At 71.6% G+C, this 16,737-nt stretch carries 16 protein-coding genes; 10 read left to right on the top strand and 6 right to left on the bottom strand.

Features of this window, described 5'->3' with window-relative positions; translation table 11 throughout:
• The first annotated feature begins 1 nt into the window (after position 1).
• The 4 genes from ACT1U9_RS27620 to ACT1U9_RS27605 all read left to right on the top strand — a co-directional run bounded on the left by ACT1U9_RS27620 (position 2) and on the right by ACT1U9_RS27605 (position 5,773).
• The gene (locus ACT1U9_RS27620) at positions 2 to 2,566 is read left to right on the top strand and encodes an ABC transporter permease (protein WP_444535321.1); all 2,565 of its coding nucleotides are present in this window, start codon (positions 2 to 4) and stop codon (positions 2,564 to 2,566) included.
• 137 nt (positions 2,567 to 2,703) lie between these two features.
• Positions 2,704 to 3,129 (top strand): GNAT family N-acetyltransferase, encoded by a 426-nt coding sequence (locus ACT1U9_RS27615; RefSeq protein ID WP_444535320.1) that lies wholly within the window; start codon positions 2,704 to 2,706, stop codon positions 3,127 to 3,129.
• A gap of 176 nt (positions 3,130 to 3,305) precedes the next feature.
• Positions 3,306 to 4,757, top strand: coding sequence for a hemolysin family protein (locus tag ACT1U9_RS27610; RefSeq protein WP_444535319.1), 1,452 nt, complete (start codon positions 3,306 to 3,308; stop codon positions 4,755 to 4,757).
• On the top strand, positions 4,754 to 5,773 hold the full coding sequence (locus tag ACT1U9_RS27605) for a hemolysin family protein (RefSeq protein ID WP_444535318.1): 1,020 nt from the start codon (positions 4,754 to 4,756) through the stop codon (positions 5,771 to 5,773). The genes ACT1U9_RS27610 and ACT1U9_RS27605 overlap by 4 nt, the downstream gene beginning before the upstream one ends.
• 75 nt (positions 5,774 to 5,848) lie before the next feature.
• Here the strand turns inward: ACT1U9_RS27605 and ACT1U9_RS27600 are convergent, their stop codons facing one another.
• Together ACT1U9_RS27600 and ACT1U9_RS27595 are read right to left on the bottom strand one after the other, a co-directional pair.
• Complete coding sequence (locus ACT1U9_RS27600) at positions 5,849 to 6,100, bottom strand: holin (protein WP_444535317.1); 252 nt, start codon at positions 6,098 to 6,100, stop codon at positions 5,849 to 5,851.
• Positions 6,101 to 6,346: 246 nt separating this feature from the next.
• Positions 6,347 to 7,363, bottom strand: a complete 1,017-nt coding sequence (locus ACT1U9_RS27595; RefSeq protein WP_444535316.1) for a maleylpyruvate isomerase family mycothiol-dependent enzyme — start codon at positions 7,361 to 7,363, stop codon at positions 6,347 to 6,349.
• Positions 7,364 to 7,427: 64 nt separating this feature from the next.
• On the opposite strand from ACT1U9_RS27595, the gene ACT1U9_RS27590 reads away from it, so the two are divergent.
• The 3 genes from ACT1U9_RS27590 (at position 7,428) to mug (ending at position 10,349) form a co-directional block, all read left to right on the top strand.
• Entirely contained in the window at positions 7,428 to 8,228 is an 801-nt protein-coding gene (locus ACT1U9_RS27590; RefSeq protein ID WP_444535315.1) for an SGNH/GDSL hydrolase family protein, read from the top strand.
• An 89-nt stretch (positions 8,229 to 8,317) separates the two neighbouring features.
• Entirely contained in the window at positions 8,318 to 9,760 is a 1,443-nt protein-coding gene (gene purB, locus ACT1U9_RS27585; protein ID WP_444535314.1) for an adenylosuccinate lyase, read from the top strand.
• A gap of 43 nt (positions 9,761 to 9,803) precedes the next feature.
• Positions 9,804 to 10,349 carry a G/U mismatch-specific DNA glycosylase gene (mug, locus tag ACT1U9_RS27580; RefSeq protein ID WP_444535313.1) on the top strand — a complete coding sequence of 182 codons (546 nt, stop codon included), beginning with the start codon at positions 9,804 to 9,806 and terminating at the stop codon, positions 10,347 to 10,349.
• A gap of 49 nt (positions 10,350 to 10,398) precedes the next feature.
• On the opposite strand, the gene ACT1U9_RS27575 is transcribed toward mug, so the two are convergent.
• Together ACT1U9_RS27575 and ACT1U9_RS27570 are read right to left on the bottom strand one after the other, a co-directional pair.
• The gene (locus ACT1U9_RS27575; protein ID WP_444535312.1) at positions 10,399 to 10,794 is read right to left on the bottom strand and encodes a hypothetical protein; all 396 of its coding nucleotides are present in this window, start codon (positions 10,792 to 10,794) and stop codon (positions 10,399 to 10,401) included.
• A 217-nt stretch (positions 10,795 to 11,011) separates the two neighbouring features.
• Positions 11,012 to 11,449, bottom strand: coding sequence for a hypothetical protein (locus ACT1U9_RS27570; protein ID WP_444535311.1), 438 nt, complete (start codon positions 11,447 to 11,449; stop codon positions 11,012 to 11,014).
• 46 nt (positions 11,450 to 11,495) lie between these two features.
• Between ACT1U9_RS27570 and ACT1U9_RS27565 the strand changes: the two genes are divergently transcribed.
• Positions 11,496 to 12,146: a response regulator transcription factor gene (locus tag ACT1U9_RS27565; RefSeq protein ID WP_444535310.1), complete on the top strand. Its 651-nt coding sequence runs from the start codon at positions 11,496 to 11,498 to the stop codon at positions 12,144 to 12,146.
• A gap of 88 nt (positions 12,147 to 12,234) precedes the next feature.
• A complete protein-coding gene (locus ACT1U9_RS27560) occupies positions 12,235 to 13,392 on the top strand; it encodes an ROK family transcriptional regulator (protein WP_444535309.1) in 1,158 nt (385 codons plus the stop codon).
• Positions 13,393 to 13,642: 250 nt separating this feature from the next.
• Here ACT1U9_RS27560 and ACT1U9_RS27555 read toward each other — a convergent pair whose 3' ends face one another.
• On the bottom strand, positions 13,643 to 14,404 hold the full coding sequence (locus ACT1U9_RS27555) for a GntR family transcriptional regulator (RefSeq protein ID WP_444535308.1): 762 nt from the start codon (positions 14,402 to 14,404) through the stop codon (positions 13,643 to 13,645).
• Positions 14,405 to 14,672: 268 nt separating this feature from the next.
• On the bottom strand, positions 14,673 to 15,569 hold the full coding sequence (gene sigJ / locus ACT1U9_RS27550) for an RNA polymerase sigma factor SigJ (protein ID WP_444535307.1): 897 nt from the start codon (positions 15,567 to 15,569) through the stop codon (positions 14,673 to 14,675).
• A 201-nt stretch (positions 15,570 to 15,770) separates the two neighbouring features.
• On the opposite strand from sigJ, the gene ACT1U9_RS27545 reads away from it, so the two are divergent.
• Positions 15,771 to 16,613 (top strand): alpha/beta fold hydrolase, encoded by an 843-nt coding sequence (locus tag ACT1U9_RS27545; protein WP_444535306.1) that lies wholly within the window; start codon positions 15,771 to 15,773, stop codon positions 16,611 to 16,613.
• Positions 16,614 to 16,737 lie beyond the last annotated feature (124 nt).

Here is a 16,737-nt window from a genome sequence, read left to right as displayed (position 1 = left end):
CGTGCTGAAGGCGACCCTGCGCAGCTTCCTCGCCCACAAGGGACGGCTGCTGCTGTCCGCGCTCGCGGTGATCCTCTCGGTGGCGTTCGTCGCCGGTTCGCTGATCTTCTCGGACACCGTGGCCCGTACCTTCGACCGGCTCTTCGCCTCGACGTCCGCCGATGTGACGCTGGCTCCGGCCAAGGAGTTCGACGAACAGGTCTCGTCCGGTGTGACCCGTACGGTCCCGGCGTCGCTCGCGGACCGGATCGCGTCCGTCGACGGAGTGGCCGGTACCCACATCGACGCCGAGGTCCAGAACATCACCGTCGTGGACTCCGCGAACAAGTCGGTCGGCCCGACCAGCGGCGCCCCCACCATCGCCACCAACTGGTACGTCACCAAGCGCAGTCCGGTGAAGCTGACGAGTGGTCATGAACCGCACGGCCCGGGCGAGGCGCTGCTCGACAAGGACACCGCCGACAAGAAGCACGTGCACATCGGCGACTCACTGACCGTGCTGGCCCAGCCCGGCTCCTTCAAGGTCCAGGTCGTCGGCATCGCCACCTTCACCACCACCAACCCCGGCGCGGCGCTGGTCTTCGTGGACACCCCGACCGCGCAGACCAGGCTGCTCGGCAAGGCGGACGCCGCCAGCGCCATCTCGGTCGACGCGGCCCGGGGCGTCTCCGACGAGGTCCTGAAACAGCGCGTCGCCGCCGCCGTCGGCCCCTCGTACGACCTCAAGACCGCGGCGCAGCAGGCGAAGTCGGCCACCGACCAGCTCGGCGGATTCCTCGACGTCATCAAGTACGTGATGCTGGGCTTCGCCGGGGTCGCGACGCTCGTCGGCATCTTCCTCATCGTCAACACCTTCTCCATGCTGATCGCCCAACGCACCCGGGAACTGGGCCTGTTGCGGGCGCTGGGCGCGGACCGGCGCCAGGTGCGGCGGTCGGTGCTGCTCGAAGCGCTGCTGCTCGGCCTCGTCGGCTCCACGCTGGGACTCGCGGCCGGGATCGGTCTCGCCACCGGGCTCATGGCCCTGATGGGCCTGCTCGGGATGAAGCTCAGGGCCACCGAGATGGTGATCGGCTGGGGCACCCCGGTGGCGGCGTACGCGGTCGGCGTCGGCGTGACATTCGTCGCCGCGTATCTGCCCGCCCGCCGGGCCGCCCGGGTCTCGCCGATGGCGGCCCTCGTGGACGCCGAAGTGTCCGGTATCGGGCGGCCGTTGCGGGTACGGGCCGTGGTCGGCACGCTGCTCGCGGCGGCCGGTGCGGCGGCGATCGCCGGGTGCGCCGCGGCCAAGAAGACCGCGACCGCCTCCTCGCTGCTCGGACTCGGCGTCCTGCTCACCCTGATCGCGGCCGTGGTGGCGGGTCCGCTGCTGGTACGGCCGGTGATCCGGGTCCTCGGTGCCGCCTTCCCGCGTCTGTACGGCCCGGTGGGCCGGATGAGCCAGCGCAACGCCCTGCGCAACCCGCGCCGCACGGGCGCCACCGCGTCCGCGCTGATGGTGGGGATCGCCCTGGTCGCCGGACTCTCGGTGGCCAGCGCGTCGATGACCAAGTCGTTCGACCAGGAGATCGACCGGACGCTGGGCGCCGACTTCGTCGTACAGAACCGCAGCTTCCAGCCGTTCCCGCAGGAGATCACCGCCAAGGTGCGGGCCGTGAAGGGTGTGGACACGGTCGTACGCCAGCGGTACGCACCCGTGCGCCTCACCCTGCCCGACGGCAAAACCCCCCGTACGACGGCGTCCGGCTACGACCCGCAACTCGACGACGTCGCCCATCTCACCTATGCGTCGGGCGGCTCGGCCGAGGCACTGGCCCCGGGCAATCTGGCGATGGACCGCGGCTACGCGCGCGACCATCACATCCGCCTCGGCGACTCGCTGCCCGTCACGTTCTCGACCGGCAGCCGGGCGAAGCTGAAGGTGGCGGCGCTGACCAACATGGACACGTCGGGCGGATTCGGCGTGGAGGGCGGGGTGTTCATGGGGCTCGCCACCGTGGAGCGCTATCTTCCGGGCGGTCAGGACGCGGCGGTGTTCGTCAACGCCGCGAGCGGCACCAACCCCGAGCAGCTGCGGGCCTCCCTGGAGAAGGCCCTCGACCCGTATCCGCAGGTGCAGGTGCGCAACCAGGCGGACTACAAGAAACTGATCCGCGATCAGATCGCCGTGATGCTCTACCTCGTGTACGCGCTGCTCGGCCTCGCGATCGTCATCGCGGTCCTCGGCGTGGTCAACACGCTCGCCCTGTCGGTGGTCGAGCGGACCCGGGAGATCGGACTGCTGCGCGCCATCGGGCTCTCGCGGGTCCAGCTGCGCCGCATGATCCGGCTGGAATCCGTGGTGATCGCGGTGTTCGGGGCGCTGCTCGGGCTCGTTCTGGGCCTGGTGTGGGGCGTGGGCATCCAGCAGGTGCTCGCACTGCAGGGCCTGAAGGCGTTCGCCGTGCCGTGGACGACGGTGATCGCGGTGGCGGTGGGCGCTGCGGCCGTGGGCCTGCTGGCGGCCCTGCTTCCGGCGCTGCGGGCGTCGCGGATGAATGTGCTGGCGGCGATCGCGCACGAGTAGGGGGCGGCGCGCCTTTCCGTGAGGCGCGCGCTGTGGGAGGCGTGCGCTTTCCCGGGGCGCGCTTCGTGGCAGGCGCGCGCTTCCCACATCCTGAAATCGGGTCGCCCGGGGCGCGGCGGCGGTGATGGGATGCCGGCATGGACGATCTTCGGATACGTACGGCGGGCCCCGACGACCTCGACGCGGTCCTCGCGTTCTGGAAGACGGCCGCCGAGGGCACCAGCATCAGCGACGACCGCGACGGCGTCGAGCGCCTGGTCACCCGCGACCCGCAGGCCCTGATCCTGGCCGAGCGCGACGGTGAGCTGGTCGGCACGGTGATCGCGGGCTTCGACGGCTGGCGCTGCCATCTGTACCGGCTCGCGGTCCACCCGGACCACCGCCGGCGCGGCATCGGCGGCGCGCTCCTGGACGCGGCCCACGAGCGTTTCGTACGCCTGGGAGGGCGGCGCGGAGACGCCATGGTCCTGGACCGCAACGAGCAGGCGCATCACGCCTGGCGCGCGGCCGGGTACGCGCCGGAGCCGCAGTGGTCCCGCTGGGTCAGGCCACTGGGTGACTGAACCGGCCTGCACCGGGCACCCCACTTTGCCAGTGCTTTACCATGGGTGGACCATCCCACGACTGAAAGGTGTGAGCGTCCGCCCATGGGCGAGCCTCCCAGTACCCGTCCCCGTACCGGTACACGACATCGCGCGATCCTCCTGGCCCTGTCCGATCATGGGACGGAGGTGAACCGATGACCGAAGTGCTTCTGCTCCTGGTGGCCGTCCTCCTTTCGCTGGCCTGCGGGGCCTTCGTGGCGGCCGAGTTCTCGCTCACCACCGTCGAGCGCAGCGAGCTGGAGCGGGCCGTCGAGCGCGGCGAGCGGGGTGCGGGCAGCGCCCTCAAGGCCGTGCGCAGCCTCACCTTCCAGCTCTCCGGCGCACAGCTCGGCATCACCGTCACCAATCTGGTCATCGGCATGCTCGCCGAGCCCTCGATCGCCAAGCTGATCAGCGGCCCCCTCGGCTCCCTCGGCCTGTCCGGCGCCACCGCCCACTCGGTCGCGCTGGTCCTCGGCACCGCCCTGTCGACCGTCTTCCTGATGGTCGTCGGCGAGCTCGTCCCCAAGAACTGGGCCATCTCCGCGCCGCTGACCGTGGCGAAGGTCGTCGCGACGCCGCAGCGCGTCTTCAGCGCGGCCTTCCGCCCGTTCATCAGCCACCTCAACAACACCGCCAACCACATGGTGCGCCGTCTGGGCCTGGAGCCCGCCGAGGAGCTGGCCTCCGCCCGCACCCCGCAGGAGCTGGTCGCGCTGGCCCGCCACTCCGCCAAGGCGGGCGCGCTTGAGGCGGACACCGCCGAGCTCTTCGTGCGTACGCTCAACCTGGCGGAGCTCGACGCCGAGAACGTGATGACCCCGCGCGTACAGGTCACCGCGCTTGAGGTGCACGCCACCGCCGAGGACGTCGCCAACGCCACGCGCGCGACGGGCCTGTCCCGCTTCCCGGTCTACCGGGGCAGCCTCGACACGGTCGTCGGCATCGCCCACATCAAGGACGTCCTCGCCATACCCGCCGAGCAGCGGCCCCGCCACCCGGTGACCGAGCTGCTGCGCGAGCCCCTGCTCGTACCGGAGACGCTGACCGTGGACCGGCTCCTCGACCAGCTGTACGGGCGGCGGACCATGGCCGTCGTCATCGACGAGTACGGCGGCACCGCGGGCGTCGTGACCCTGGAGGACATCGTCGAGGAAGTCGTCGGCGAGGTACGCGACGAACACGACCCGCACGAGACGTCCGACCTGGCCCGCACCGGCGAGGACGCCGACGGCCGCCCGCTCTACTCGGCCGACGGCGCCGCCCGCACCGACCAGCTGGAGACCATCGGACTGCGCGTCCCCGAGGGCCCGTACGAGACGCTCGCGGGCCTGATCGCGACCGTGCTCGGGCGGATCCCGACGGCAGGCGACAGCGTGGAGCTGGCCGGCTGGCGCCTCGACGTGCTCGACGCGTCGGGCCGCCGCGCCGCGCGCGTACACCTGCACGCACCGCTGCACGCGGAGGAAGACGAAGACGGCGACGAGGGCACCGGACGTCGTGGCCGGGGCGCCGGGCACCACGGCAAGGGAGCCGGACGCCATGGCAAGGGCAGCGCCCGCGACGGCAAGGGCAGCGGGCGCCGTGACAAGGGGGCCGGCCGATGACCGTCATCCAGTTGATCATCGGTCTGGCGACCCTGGTCGTCAACGCCTTCTTCGTCGGCGCCGAGTTCGCGCTGATCTCCGTGCGCCGCAGCCAGATCGAACCGCTCGCCGAGCAGGGCAACCGCCGTGCGCGCAGCGTGATCTGGGGTCTGGAACATGTGTCGGCGCTGATGGCCGCGGCCCAGCTGGGCATCACGCTGTGCACCCTGGTGCTCGGTGTGGTCGCCGAGCCCGCCATCGAGCATCTGCTTGAGCCGGTGTTCCACCTGGTCGGGATGCCCGAGGGCGCGGTGCGGCCGGTCTCGTTCTTCATCGCGCTCGCGGTGGCCACCTATCTCCACATGCTGCTCGGCGAGATGGTGCCGAAGAACATCGCGCTCGCCGAACCGGCCAGGACCGCGCTGCTCCTCGGGCCGCCGCTGGTGACGCTGGCGCGGGCGCTGCGCCCGGTGATCTTCGCGATCAACGCCTTCGCCAACACCCTGCTGAAGCTGCTGCGCGTCGAGACCAAGGGCGAGGTCGCCGCGACCTTCTCGGACGACGAGCTGGCCCGGATGGTCACGGACGCGGGCGACGCCGGTCTGCTCGACGACCGCGCCGCCGAGCGGCTGCACGACGCCCTTGAACTGGGGCGACGGCCGGTACGGGACGTGGTGGTCCCGCTGGAGCAGGTCGTCCACACCCCGGCGGGCACGACCCCGGAGGAGCTGGAGCGGCTGGCCGCGCTCTCGGGTTTCTCCCGCTTCCCGGTCGTCGACCCCGGCAACCGCATCCTCGGCTATCTGCACGTCAAGGACGCGCTGGACGCGGCACCGCGCGATGTGGCGTTCCCGGCGACGGCGCAGCGGCCGATCGCCCGGGTCAAGGCCTCGACCCCGCTGGACGACGTCCTGACCGCGATGCGCCGCAGCCGTACGCACCTCGCGGCGGTACTCGACGACGACGGCCGCCTGGCCGGCCTGGTCACGATGGAGGACGTCCTGCGCGAGCTGGTGGGTCGTCCGGAAGGGGCGTAGGTCTACGGGGTGTGGGACTGCTGTTGCGCGTGAAGCCGGGGCGCCATGTGAGGCGCCCCGGCGGCGGGACGCCGCTTAGGCAACGTTCTTGGCAGGCGCGTCGGTTCCCGTGGTCTCGGTGAGGCCCGGGCCCGGCCGCCCCACCCCCGCCGAGCCGACCGCCATCAGTATGGAGAGCAGCGTCGCCATGCCCGCGGTCGCGAGCGCCGCCTTCCAGTCGACGTCGAGCAGATTGGTCGCCCCCGCCGTCAGCACCGCGGCGAGCGACTGGGCGAAGGTGCGGATGGCCCGCTCGGCGGTGGCCTTCCAGAAGGCTTTGGTGAACATCGATCGCTCGCTCTCTCGTCGCGTCGGCAGGTGGTGCGGTGATCAGTCAACCAAGTGGGGCAGCGAAACCGTGAGTTGAGGTGCTCCTGGCATACCGCGGAACGCGCCACGCGGACAGGGGCCCTGCGGCAGCCGGGCCGCATCGATACGACACCCGGGATCCACCGTCCGCGAGGATGGCCTGAATTCGCCGTCGCGCCACAGGACATGGCAGGTCGGCAGAGGCCGCCCGAGGCCCACCGGACGTCAGAACGCCATCGCCGCCAGCCACGCGTCGAGCAGTTCACGGTCGCCCGCGACCGTGAACTCCGCGTCGCCGGGCGCCCGTCGGCCGTACACCAGGAGCAGCAGGTCACCCGAGGCGCCCTCGACGCTCACCGTGGCCTCGCCGCGCGCGGTGTTCTCCCAGCAGAAGCCGCCTTCACCGCCGAGGACGACCGTCCAGGCGGCGCCGGTGTCGGTGGCCCGCAGTCGCAGCGAGGCGCCGTCGCGGCCGAGCGCGGCGACGCGTTCGGCGATCCAGTCGAGGCACGGCAGGTTCTCCAGGAACTCCTCGATGCCGTCGCCCGCCGTACACGCCTCGATGCGCGGCACCCGTCCCAACGCGAGCTCCGCGTCCGCGAGATGCACCACGGCCTCGAAGAGCAGCCGCCGGGCGTAGAAGCGCACATGCTGGTCGGCGCCGTACGACCACATCGGCGTCTCGGGATCGGCCGCGCGCAGCACCCGCAGCGACTCCTCGACCCCCGCCGCCAGCCACTCGGGGTACTCCTCCGCCTCGTCCGGCACCTCCATCGGCACGTCCCGCACCCAGACGCTCTCGGTGACCCGGTGGCGTACGAGATGGGCCGCCCAGCGGTGCGCGACGGCGTGGTGACGGGTGAGGTCGGCGATGGTCCAGCCCGGACAGGTCGGCACCGGCGTCGCCGGATCGACCGCGCGCACGGTCTCGACGAACCGCCGCACGTTCACCCGGAGCGCGTCGCAGTACAGCTCGTGCTGGTCCTCGTCGAGCCCGAAGCCGTCGCCGACCTTGAGGAGGTCGTCGCGCCAGGGCCCCTCGGGCTCGCGCAGCGCGGCCGCCCGGAACAGCGCGGAAAGCCGCCGCCGGTCCGCCGGAGCGAGCCGGTCCAGGATGTACGCGCTGCCTTCCAGCCACTTCACGGCGGTGTCGGGGTCGAGTACGTCGTCGTCGCAGGTGTCCACCGCGGTCACCAGGCCCGCGAGCGCCTCCGCCAGCGCCTGCTCGAGTGCCTCGCTCATCGGCTTCCCTTCACTGTCTCCACCCGGACCGCGCGACACTACCGCGCGGTACGATCGCTCCGCCATGGAGATGCATGCCAGCTACACAAGCTTTGTCGCGGTCGGCGATTCCTTTACCGAGGGCATGTCCGACCTGATGCCCGACGGCTCGTACCGCGGCTGGGCGGATCTGCTCGCCGCCCGTCTCGCCGCCCGGACGCCCGACTTCCGGTACGCCAACCTCGCGGTGCGCGGAAAGCTCATCGGCCAGATCGTCGACGAGCAGGTCGCCCCCGCGGCCGCGATGCGGGCCGACGTGGTGACCCTGGTCGGCGGCCTCAACGACGCCCTGCGCCCCAAGGTCGACATGGGCCGGGTGCGCGGACTGCTCACCGAGGCCGTCGAGAAGCTGACGCCGTCGTGCGGCCAACTCGTCCTCATGCGCAGCCCCGGCCGCAACGGCCCCGTGATGGAACGCTTCCGGCCGCGTATGGAAGAGCTCTTCGCGCACATCGACCAACTCGCCGCCGAACACGGCGCGTTGGTCGTCGACCTGTACGGCGCCCCGGTGCTCGGCGACCCCCGCATGTGGGACGTCGACCGACTCCATCTGACCGCCGAGGGCCACCGCCGGGTCTGCGAGGCGGTCTGGCAGACACTGGGACTCCCGGCCGAAACCGACTGGCTCGCCCCGCTCCCGCCCGCCCCGCAGCCGCGCTGGGCGACCCGCCGCGTGGCCGACGCACGCTTCGCCCGGCAGCATCTGGTGCCCTGGATCGGCCGCCGCCTCACCGGCCGCTCCTCGGGCGACGGCCGCCCCGCCAAACGCCCCGAGCTCCTGCCGTACGAGACGACCCCGCCGGCCGATCCGGCCCCGCAGCCATAGAGGTGCGACCGGCGCCGGACGCTCTCGTAGCAATCCACAAACCGGACCGGGGCACTGGCCTGCAGAAATCACCAGTAGAATCCGGACACGTGACTGCTGTGTCTGCGAAGCCTCGCATCCCCAATGTCCTGGCCGGCCGCTACGCCTCCACGGAGCTGGCCGTCCTCTGGTCCCCCGAGCAGAAGGTGAAGCTGGAGCGTCAGCTCTGGCTCGCCGTGCTGCGCGCGCAGAAGGACCTCGGGATCGAGGTGCCGGACGCCGCTCTCGCCGACTACGAGCGCGTACTCGACCAGGTCGACCTCGCCTCGATCGCCGAGCGCGAGAAGGTCACCCGGCACGACGTGAAGGCGCGGATCGAGGAGTTCAACGCCCTCGCCGGCCACGAGCAGGTCCACAAGGGAATGACCTCCCGCGACCTGACCGAGAACGTCGAGCAGCTGCAGATCCGCCTCTCCCTTGAGCTGATGCGCGACCGCACGGTGGCCGTCCTCGCCCGCCTCGGCAAGCTCTCCGGCGAGTACGCCGAGCTGGTCATGGCAGGCCGCTCCCACAACGTGGCCGCGCAGGCCACCACCCTGGGCAAGCGCTTCGCCACCGCCGCCGACGAGCTCCTGGTCGCCTACGGCCGCCTGGAGGAGCTGCTCGGCCGCTACCCGCTGCGCGGCATCAAGGGCCCGGTCGGCACCGCCCAGGACATGCTCGACCTGCTCGGCGGCGACGCCGCCAAGCTCGCCGACCTCGAACAGCGCATCGCCGGTCACCTCGGCTTCGCGCACGCCTTCACCTCCGTCGGCCAGGTCTACCCGCGCTCCCTCGACTACGAGGTCGTCACCTCGCTGGTCCAGCTCGCCGCCGCTCCTTCCTCGGTCGCCAAGACGATCCGCCTGATGGCCGGCCATGAACTGGTCACCGAAGGCTTCAAGCCCGGCCAGGTCGGCTCGTCCGCGATGCCGCACAAGATGAACACCCGCTCCTGCGAGCGCGTCAACGGCCTGATGGTCATCCTGCGCGGATACGCCTCGATGACCGCCGAGCTGGCCGGCGACCAGTGGAACGAGGGCGACGTCTCCTGCTCCGTCGTACGCCGGGTGGCCCTGCCCGACGCCTTCTTCGCCTTCGACGGCCTCCTGGAGACCTTCCTCACCGTGCTCGACGAGTTCGGCGCCTTCCCCGCCGTCGTCGCCCGTGAACTCGACCGCTACCTCCCCTTCCTCGCCACCACCAAGGTCCTCATGGCCGCGGTACGCGCCGGGGTCGGCCGGGAAGCCGCGCACGAGGTCATCAAGGAGCACGCCGTCGCCTCGGCACTGGCCATGCGCGAGCAGGGCGCCGAGCGCAACGAACTGCTCGACAAGCTGGCCGCCGACGACCGCATGCCGCTCGACCGCGCCCAGCTCGACGCGCTCATGGCCGACAAGCTGTCCTTCACCGGCGCCGCCGGCGACCAGGTGGCGGCCGTCGTCTCCCGTATCGAGGAGATCGTCAAGCAGCACCCGGCCGCCGCCGGATACACCCCCGGCTCGATCCTCTGACCCGGACCACGGACCGAGCCGACGGGACCGACGGGACGCCCCGATGACTCCCGAGGAACTCCAGGCCGCCCGCGACCACGTCATCCCCGACGTGGTCGCCGGCGGCCTATCCGTACTCTTCTGCGGCATCAACCCGAGCCTGATGTCCGGCGCAACCGGCCACCACTTCGCCCGCCCCGGCAACCGCTTCTGGCCCGTCCTGCATCTCTCGGGCTTCACCCCGCGCCAGCTGAAACCCTGGGAACAGGGCGAGTTGCTGACCTACGGCCTCGGCATCACCAACGTCGTCGCCCGCGCCACCGCCCGCGCCGACGAGCTCACCCCCGACGAGTTCCACGAAGGCGGCCGCGTCCTCACAGCGAAGGTCGAACACCTCCGCCCCCGCTTCCTCGCCGTCGTCGGCATCACCGCCTACCGCACCGCCTTCGACCGCAAGGCCGTGATCGGCCCCCAGGACCGCACCATCGGCGAGACCCGCATCTGGGCCCTCCCCAACCCCAGCGGCCTCAACGCCCACTGGACGGCCCGCACCATGGCCGACGAGTACGCGAAGCTACGGCTGGCGGCAGAGTCGGAGTCTCAGGGCTAGTCGAGCCTGGAAGGGTGCTGCCGCGAGAGGGGGACGACGCATGCGGCTGCTACCTTGCGCTCTGCGGCCCCCGCCGCTTCAGCAGGATGTCGGTGTCCATCGCATAGCTCTGCGTCCAGGTGCGCCCCACGTCCGACTTCCAGGTGACATGGGCCGTCGAGATCGCTTCATCCACCTTCACCCGGTCCACGGCCATCGACCGCTCGCCGTCCCGTACATCGCCCCGCCTCAGATCCTGAGCCTTGACCGACACCGGCTCCGTCGCCACCACACTCTCCGCCTCACCCGCCGCCCGCACGAGCACGGCCGCGAACTCCCGAGCCTGTGCGGGACTGAAGTCGGCGGCCAACTGACCGCCCGCGATCCGGCTCACCCGAACCACGCCATCCGCCACGACGGACACCTCCGTCGTACCGCCGCCCTGCTCCGCCACCGCGTACGCCATCACCATCTCCTCACCCGCCGACGAGCGACGGCGACGAACCAGGACGTTACGCCACGGTGGCCACCCACCCCGCTCGCCCATCCGCCGCCCGGCGAACGACTCGCCGGACCCCTCGCCGGTCAGCCGCTACGGGCCATCCTCGGCCCGCCCGCCAGTCCGGCCCCGCCAGCCCGCGCAGTCGGCCCGCCTGACCGGCTGGGTCCGCAGCGCCCCCCGACTACGGCGGATCGATCTCGGTAACCACGGCCATCAGCTGGAACTCCAGCTCGGTGTCCCACTGCGAGACCCCGACGGCGACCCAACGGCCGTCCACCCGCCACAGGTGGAGATACGAGACGCTGTTGCTCAGCCCGTCCCATGGCTCCGCTATCTCCTCTCCCTCCATGCTCCGGGTCAGCACGCTCCAGAGACTGAACATCCGCGCCGCACCCCAGCGATCGCTGAGCCGCTCCGCGAGCGCCTCGCACTCCGCCTCGTACTGCTCCTCCGCTTCAAGGCGCCTGCTGCCGTCGTCGTCCCAGAGCTCCTCGCTGGTGCTGAGCTCCGCCACGTGGTAGCCGGGTCCGCTGGTGATGGTCCCCGCCCTGCCGCGCTCCGCCGGAAAGTCGCGGGCGCGCAGCAGGTCGATGACTTCGAGATGCCGTGCGGTGGTCATGCGGTCAGTAAACCCGTTGCCACTGACAATTGGCCTCCAGTCAGGCGTGCTGCCGGCTGTCCTGCTGGTGCCCTGTCAGGCATCCCGCCGCCGCAACGCCGACCAGCCCGCCCCGACGGCCAGCGCCACCCACCCCGCGAGCACCGCCATTCCGCTCCATGCCCCAAGCGGCCCCTCCGAGTTGAGGAGCAGGACCTGCTGCCCCGCCCGGTCCGGCAGGAAGTCGACGGCGCAGCAGGGCCGCGAGTCCGGCCGCCAGGAGGCTGGTCAACACGAGGTCGAGGGAGCAACCGACACCACGTTCGAGAACGACGAGTACGTCTACGAGGCGCTGCGGGCCGGTGCCGACGGGTTTCTGCTGAAGCGGGCCCGGCCCTCGGAGATCGTGCACGCGGTGCCGCTGGTGGCGGAGGGCGAGTCGCTGTTGTTCCCGGCGGCGGTGCGCTCGCTCGCCGCCGAGTACGGCAACCGTGACGCGCGGGCGGCGCTGGACCGGGCCGCCCTCACCGAGCGTGAGGCGGCGGTGCTGAAACTGATGGCGCGAGGGCTGTCCAACGCGGGGATCGCCGCCCGGCTCATCGTCGGGACAGAGACGGTGAAGACGCATGTGAGCGCCGTGCTGGCCAAGTTGGGAGCGCGGGACCGGACCCAGGCGGTGATCGCGGCGTATGAGTCGGGATTCGTGGCTCCGAGCTGATGCGTCTCCGTGACCACCCGCCACTCGCCGTATACCTGACCAGCGAGTACGATCCGGCAGACACGCGTACGAGCTGGGAGGACACACGTTGGGGCGGCTGACCGGCGGGGATCCCTCTCTGCTGCGGCGGATCAATTCCGCGGTGGTGCTCCATGCGCTGCGTGGGGCGGAATCCCCCACTTTGACCGACCTGACCCGGATCACCGGCCTGTCGCGGCCGACGGTCGAGGGTGTGGTCGAGGGACTCATGGAGGGCGGGCTCGTCGTCGAGTCGGCTCCGGAGGAGGGCGAGGCTCGCCGTCAGGGACGGCCCGCGCGCCGGTTCCGGTTCCGGGCCGAGGCGGGGCATCTGCTGGGTATCGAGATCGGCCCGCACCGGGTGGCCGCGCTGCTGTCGGGGCTCGACGGGCGGATCGTCGGCGCCGGGACGCGTGAGGTGTCGGAGACGGCGTCGGCCGACGAGCGGCTGGAGCGGGTGCGTACGACGGTCGCGGATCTGCTGCGGCGGGCCGGGGTGGCGCGCAGTTCGCTGCGGGCGGTCGGGGTCGGCAGCCCGGGCATCGTCGAGGCGGACGGCACCGTGCGGCTCGGGACGGCGCTGCCCGACTGGACCGGTCTGCCGCTCGGTGAGCGGCTGCGGCGCTCGTTCCGCTGTCCGGTGCTGGTCGAGAACGACGCCAACGCGGCGGCCGTGGCCGAGCACTGGAAGGGCGCGGCGACCGACTCGGACGACATCGTGTTCGTGCTGGCCGGGCTGAGTCCGGGGGCCGGGTCGCTGATAGGCGGTCGGCTGCACCGGGGGTTCGGTGGCGCGGCGGGCGAGATCGGCGCGCTGCATCTGCTCGGCCGTGATGTGACACCGGAGAAGCTGCTCTCGACGACCGAGGAGCCGCTGCACCCGCTGGACGAGCAGGCGGTCGCCGATGTGTTCGCGCTGGCCAAGCGCGGCGACATCGGTGCCCAGGAGGCAGTGGAGCGGTTCATCCAGCGGCTGGTCCACGATGTGGCGGCGCTGGTGCTGGCGCTGGATCCGGAGCTGGTCGTCGTGGGTGGCTGGGCTGCCGGGATCGACGGCGTGCTCGACCCGCTGCGCCAGGAGCTGGCCCGGTACTGCCTGCGGCCGCCGCGCGTGGCCCTGTCGATGCTCGGCGAGGCGGCGGTGGCGACGGGTGCGTTGCGGCTGGCGCTCGACCATGTCGAGGAGCAGTTGTTCGCGGTCGAGGGCACGGTGACGGCCCGCCGCTGAGCGGGAGGCGGGAGGATCCCGTGGAAAACCGAGCAGTGGAGCCCGGGAGACACGCGGGCCCGTCGCGAAGCACATCGGCTCATCACTGAGTGAGTGGGACCGGCGGGGCCCGAGCGCTGAGCGGCTGGATCCTCGGAAGCCGAGCGGTGCTGGACGGCTGGGCTTCCGAAACCCGAGCGGTGATGCCCCCGGTAGCACGCAGGCCCGCCGCTATGTGGGCGGCGGGCCGTACGGCAAGCGGGAGCGGGGCTCAGGAGGCCTGGCGTTGGCCCTCATGGCTGATGTGCAGGTCGCCCGAGTCGCCGAAGGTGAGGCGGCAGGTGTCGGCGCGGTAGGTGGCCACCGAGACGGCGGCGGTCCGGCCGAGGGCGAAGTAGCGCGTGGTCACGACGAGGACGGGCGCGCCGGGCAGCCGGTCGAGCTCCTTGGCGTCGTCGGCGCGGGCCGAGCCGAGCTCGACGGCGCGGTCCTGACCCTCCAGGTCGAGACGCTGCAGTTCGCGCAGGACGCCGCGCGCGCGGGCCGGTCCGGAGGGCGCGTCGATCGCGCTGAGGTCAGGCACGGACGACGCGGGTACGTACAGCAGCTCGGCGGCGACGGGCTGGCCGTGGGTCGTACGGATCCGGCGGACCGTGTGCATCTCCTCGGCGGACTCGGCGTCGAAGAGCCGGGCCGCCGCGAGCGGCGGAGCGGTGACAGTGCAGTCGACGGCCTGCCAGGCATCGCCAGCCGAGCCCGGCCAGTCGTGGCGCGCGGTGGAAACCGAGACGCCCATGCGCGGCGGGGCGACGGTCGTGCCGACGCCACGGCGGCGCTGGAGGCGGCCTTCGAGTTCCAGCTGCTCCAGAGCCTGGCGGAGCGTGGCGCGCGCGACGCCGAAACGAGCGGCCAGTTCACGCTCGTTGGGCAGGATCTCGCCCACCGCGAAGTCCGAGTCGAGCGCCTCGCTCAGCACGGTCTTGAGGTGCCAGTACTTCGGCTCCGGCACCGTTTCCAACTGCGTGGTCCCCACCCTGTCCTCCGCAATCGCCGTGCCCCGGCGGCTTTTCTGCGCCCTTGTTTATTAAAGGTTCCTGCACTAACTCTGCGACCATAGGGCGACCCACCCCCTTGGTCAAGACCAATCCTCGTTCCGTTACGGAACGAATCCGACCTCTGGCGCAGAGCGTTCACACGACGTTCGCGGTCCCGTGAGCAGTGCGCAGCAAACGGCCCCGCACCCGTGCGGACGCGGGGCCGGGGCTCGCCGAGACCCATGGGGTCAGGGGGGGCCAAGGAGGCTATTCAGCGGCACCTTCGGGAATGAGCGCGGCCATTTTGTCCGGGTTGAGCACGACATAGACGCACTGGATCAGCCCGTCCGCGACATCCAGTTGCAGCACGCTGTCCGGTTTGCCGCCGGACAGACCGAGCACCGCCGGGCCGCCGTTGATCTCGGTGATGCGGAAGCCACCCTCGGGCGCCCCGTCCTGCGACACCGCGTACAGGAAGCGTCCGACCTTGTCGGCGGTCTCGATGATGCGCATGGGGGCCTGGGCCTTGCCGCCGCTGTCGCCGATGAACCGTACGTCCGGGGCGAGAAGGGAGATCATCGAATCCAGGTCGCCGCCGCCGGCCGCGGCCAGGAACCGATCCGTGAGATGGCGGCGCTGGACGGGGTCGACGTCGTAGCGGGGCTTGCGCTCGTCGACGCGGCGGCGGGCGCGCCCCGCGAGTTGGCGCACGGCGGGCTCGGTGCGGTCGAGTACGGCGGCGATCTCCGCGAACGGGAAGCCGAACGCCTCGCGCAGCACGAACACGGCCCGTTCCAGGGGCGACAGCGATTCGAGGACGACCAGAACGGCGAGCGAGACCGAGTCGGCCAGCATGGCCTGTTCGAGAGTGTCGGGTACGACAGGCCCGAAGTCGGTGGCGATCAGCTCGGGCAGCCAGGGGCCGACATACGCCTCGCGGCGTGACTGGATCCGGCGCAGCCGGTCCAGGGCGAGCCGGGCGGTGATCCGTACGAGAAAGGCGCGCGGGTCGCGCACGTCGTCGCGGTCCTGCGCCGACCAGCGCAGCCATGCCTCCTGCACCACGTCCTCGGCATCGCTCACGCGGCCGAGCATGCGGTAGGCCACGCCCGTCAGGACGGACCGGTGGCCTTCGAAGATGTCGGCGTCAGAGGAGGCAGTCACCGCCCCATCCCAGCCGACCGGCCAACGGCTGTCCAGGCAAAAACGCTGAACTGTTCGATTCCCGGTGACCCTTACGACGCCGGGCGTCGCCCCCTTGAACTCCAAGCTACCGAAGGGTAATTGTTGTTGACAGGGTGTCTACCGTCGCCCCGGGTCCACCGTCGACCTCGGGGCGCCACGTCCACGACCGGGAGCAGCAGCATGGCCGAAGAGGTCTCCTTCACGATCGACTCCCCCAGGGGCAGCCGCACCGTCACCATCGCCTATCGGCGGGCCGGTGCCGGTGAACCGCTGCTCCTGCTGCACGGTATCGGCCACCACCGCCAGGCCTGGGACCCGGTGTTCGACGTGCTGGCCGCCGAACGGGACGTCATAGCCGTCGATCTGCCGGGGTTCGGCGAGTCCCCCGCGCTGCCGGACGGCGTCGCGTACGACCTGGCGACGGTCGTCCCGACGCTGGGCGCGCTCTGCACGGAACTCGGCGTCGACCGGCCGCATGTCGCGGGCAACTCGCTCGGCGGGCTGCTGGCACTGGAGTTGGGGCGCGAGAAGCTGGTGCGTTCGGTGACGGCCCTGTCCCCCGCCGGTTTCTGGACGCAGGGCGAGCGCCGGTACGCCTTCGCGACGCTCACCACGATGCGGCGCACGGCCAAGCTGCTGCCGCTGCCGGTAATCGAGCGCATGTCCCGTACCGCCGCCGGGCGTACGGCGCTGACCAGCACCATCTACGCGCGCCCCGGGCGCCGTTCGCCGGAGGCCGTCGTCGCCGAGACGCTGGCGCTGCGGGAGGCGACCGGGTTCGCCGACACCCTGGCCGCCGGGGTCGCGGTCCGGTTCACCGACGATGTGCCCGGTATCCCGGTGACCGTGGCCTGGGGCAGCAAGGACCGGCTGCTGCTGCGGCGCCAGGGGGTGCGGGCGAAGCAGACCATTCCGGGGGCGCGGCTGGTGCGGCTGCCGGGGTGCGGTCATGTGCCTATGAACGACGATCCTGCTCGGGTCGCGCGCGTGATCCTTGACACGAGTCGCGTTGGTGCGGCCTGAAGGGGCGGTTGTTCGGCTGCGGACCGTCGTGGGCTGGTCGCGCAGTTCCCCGCGCCCTTTTAGGGGATGGTGGCCCGGGGGCCGCAGGGGCGTCGCGTCTGGTCGCGTCCACGCGTCGGAGCCG

This window comes from Streptomyces sp. BR1 (assembly GCF_052373795.1).
GTDB lineage: Bacteria > Actinomycetota > Actinomycetes > Streptomycetales > Streptomycetaceae > Streptomyces.
Note: the sequence above shows the minus strand (reverse complement) of the source record. Positions and strands in the feature narration are given on the sequence as shown.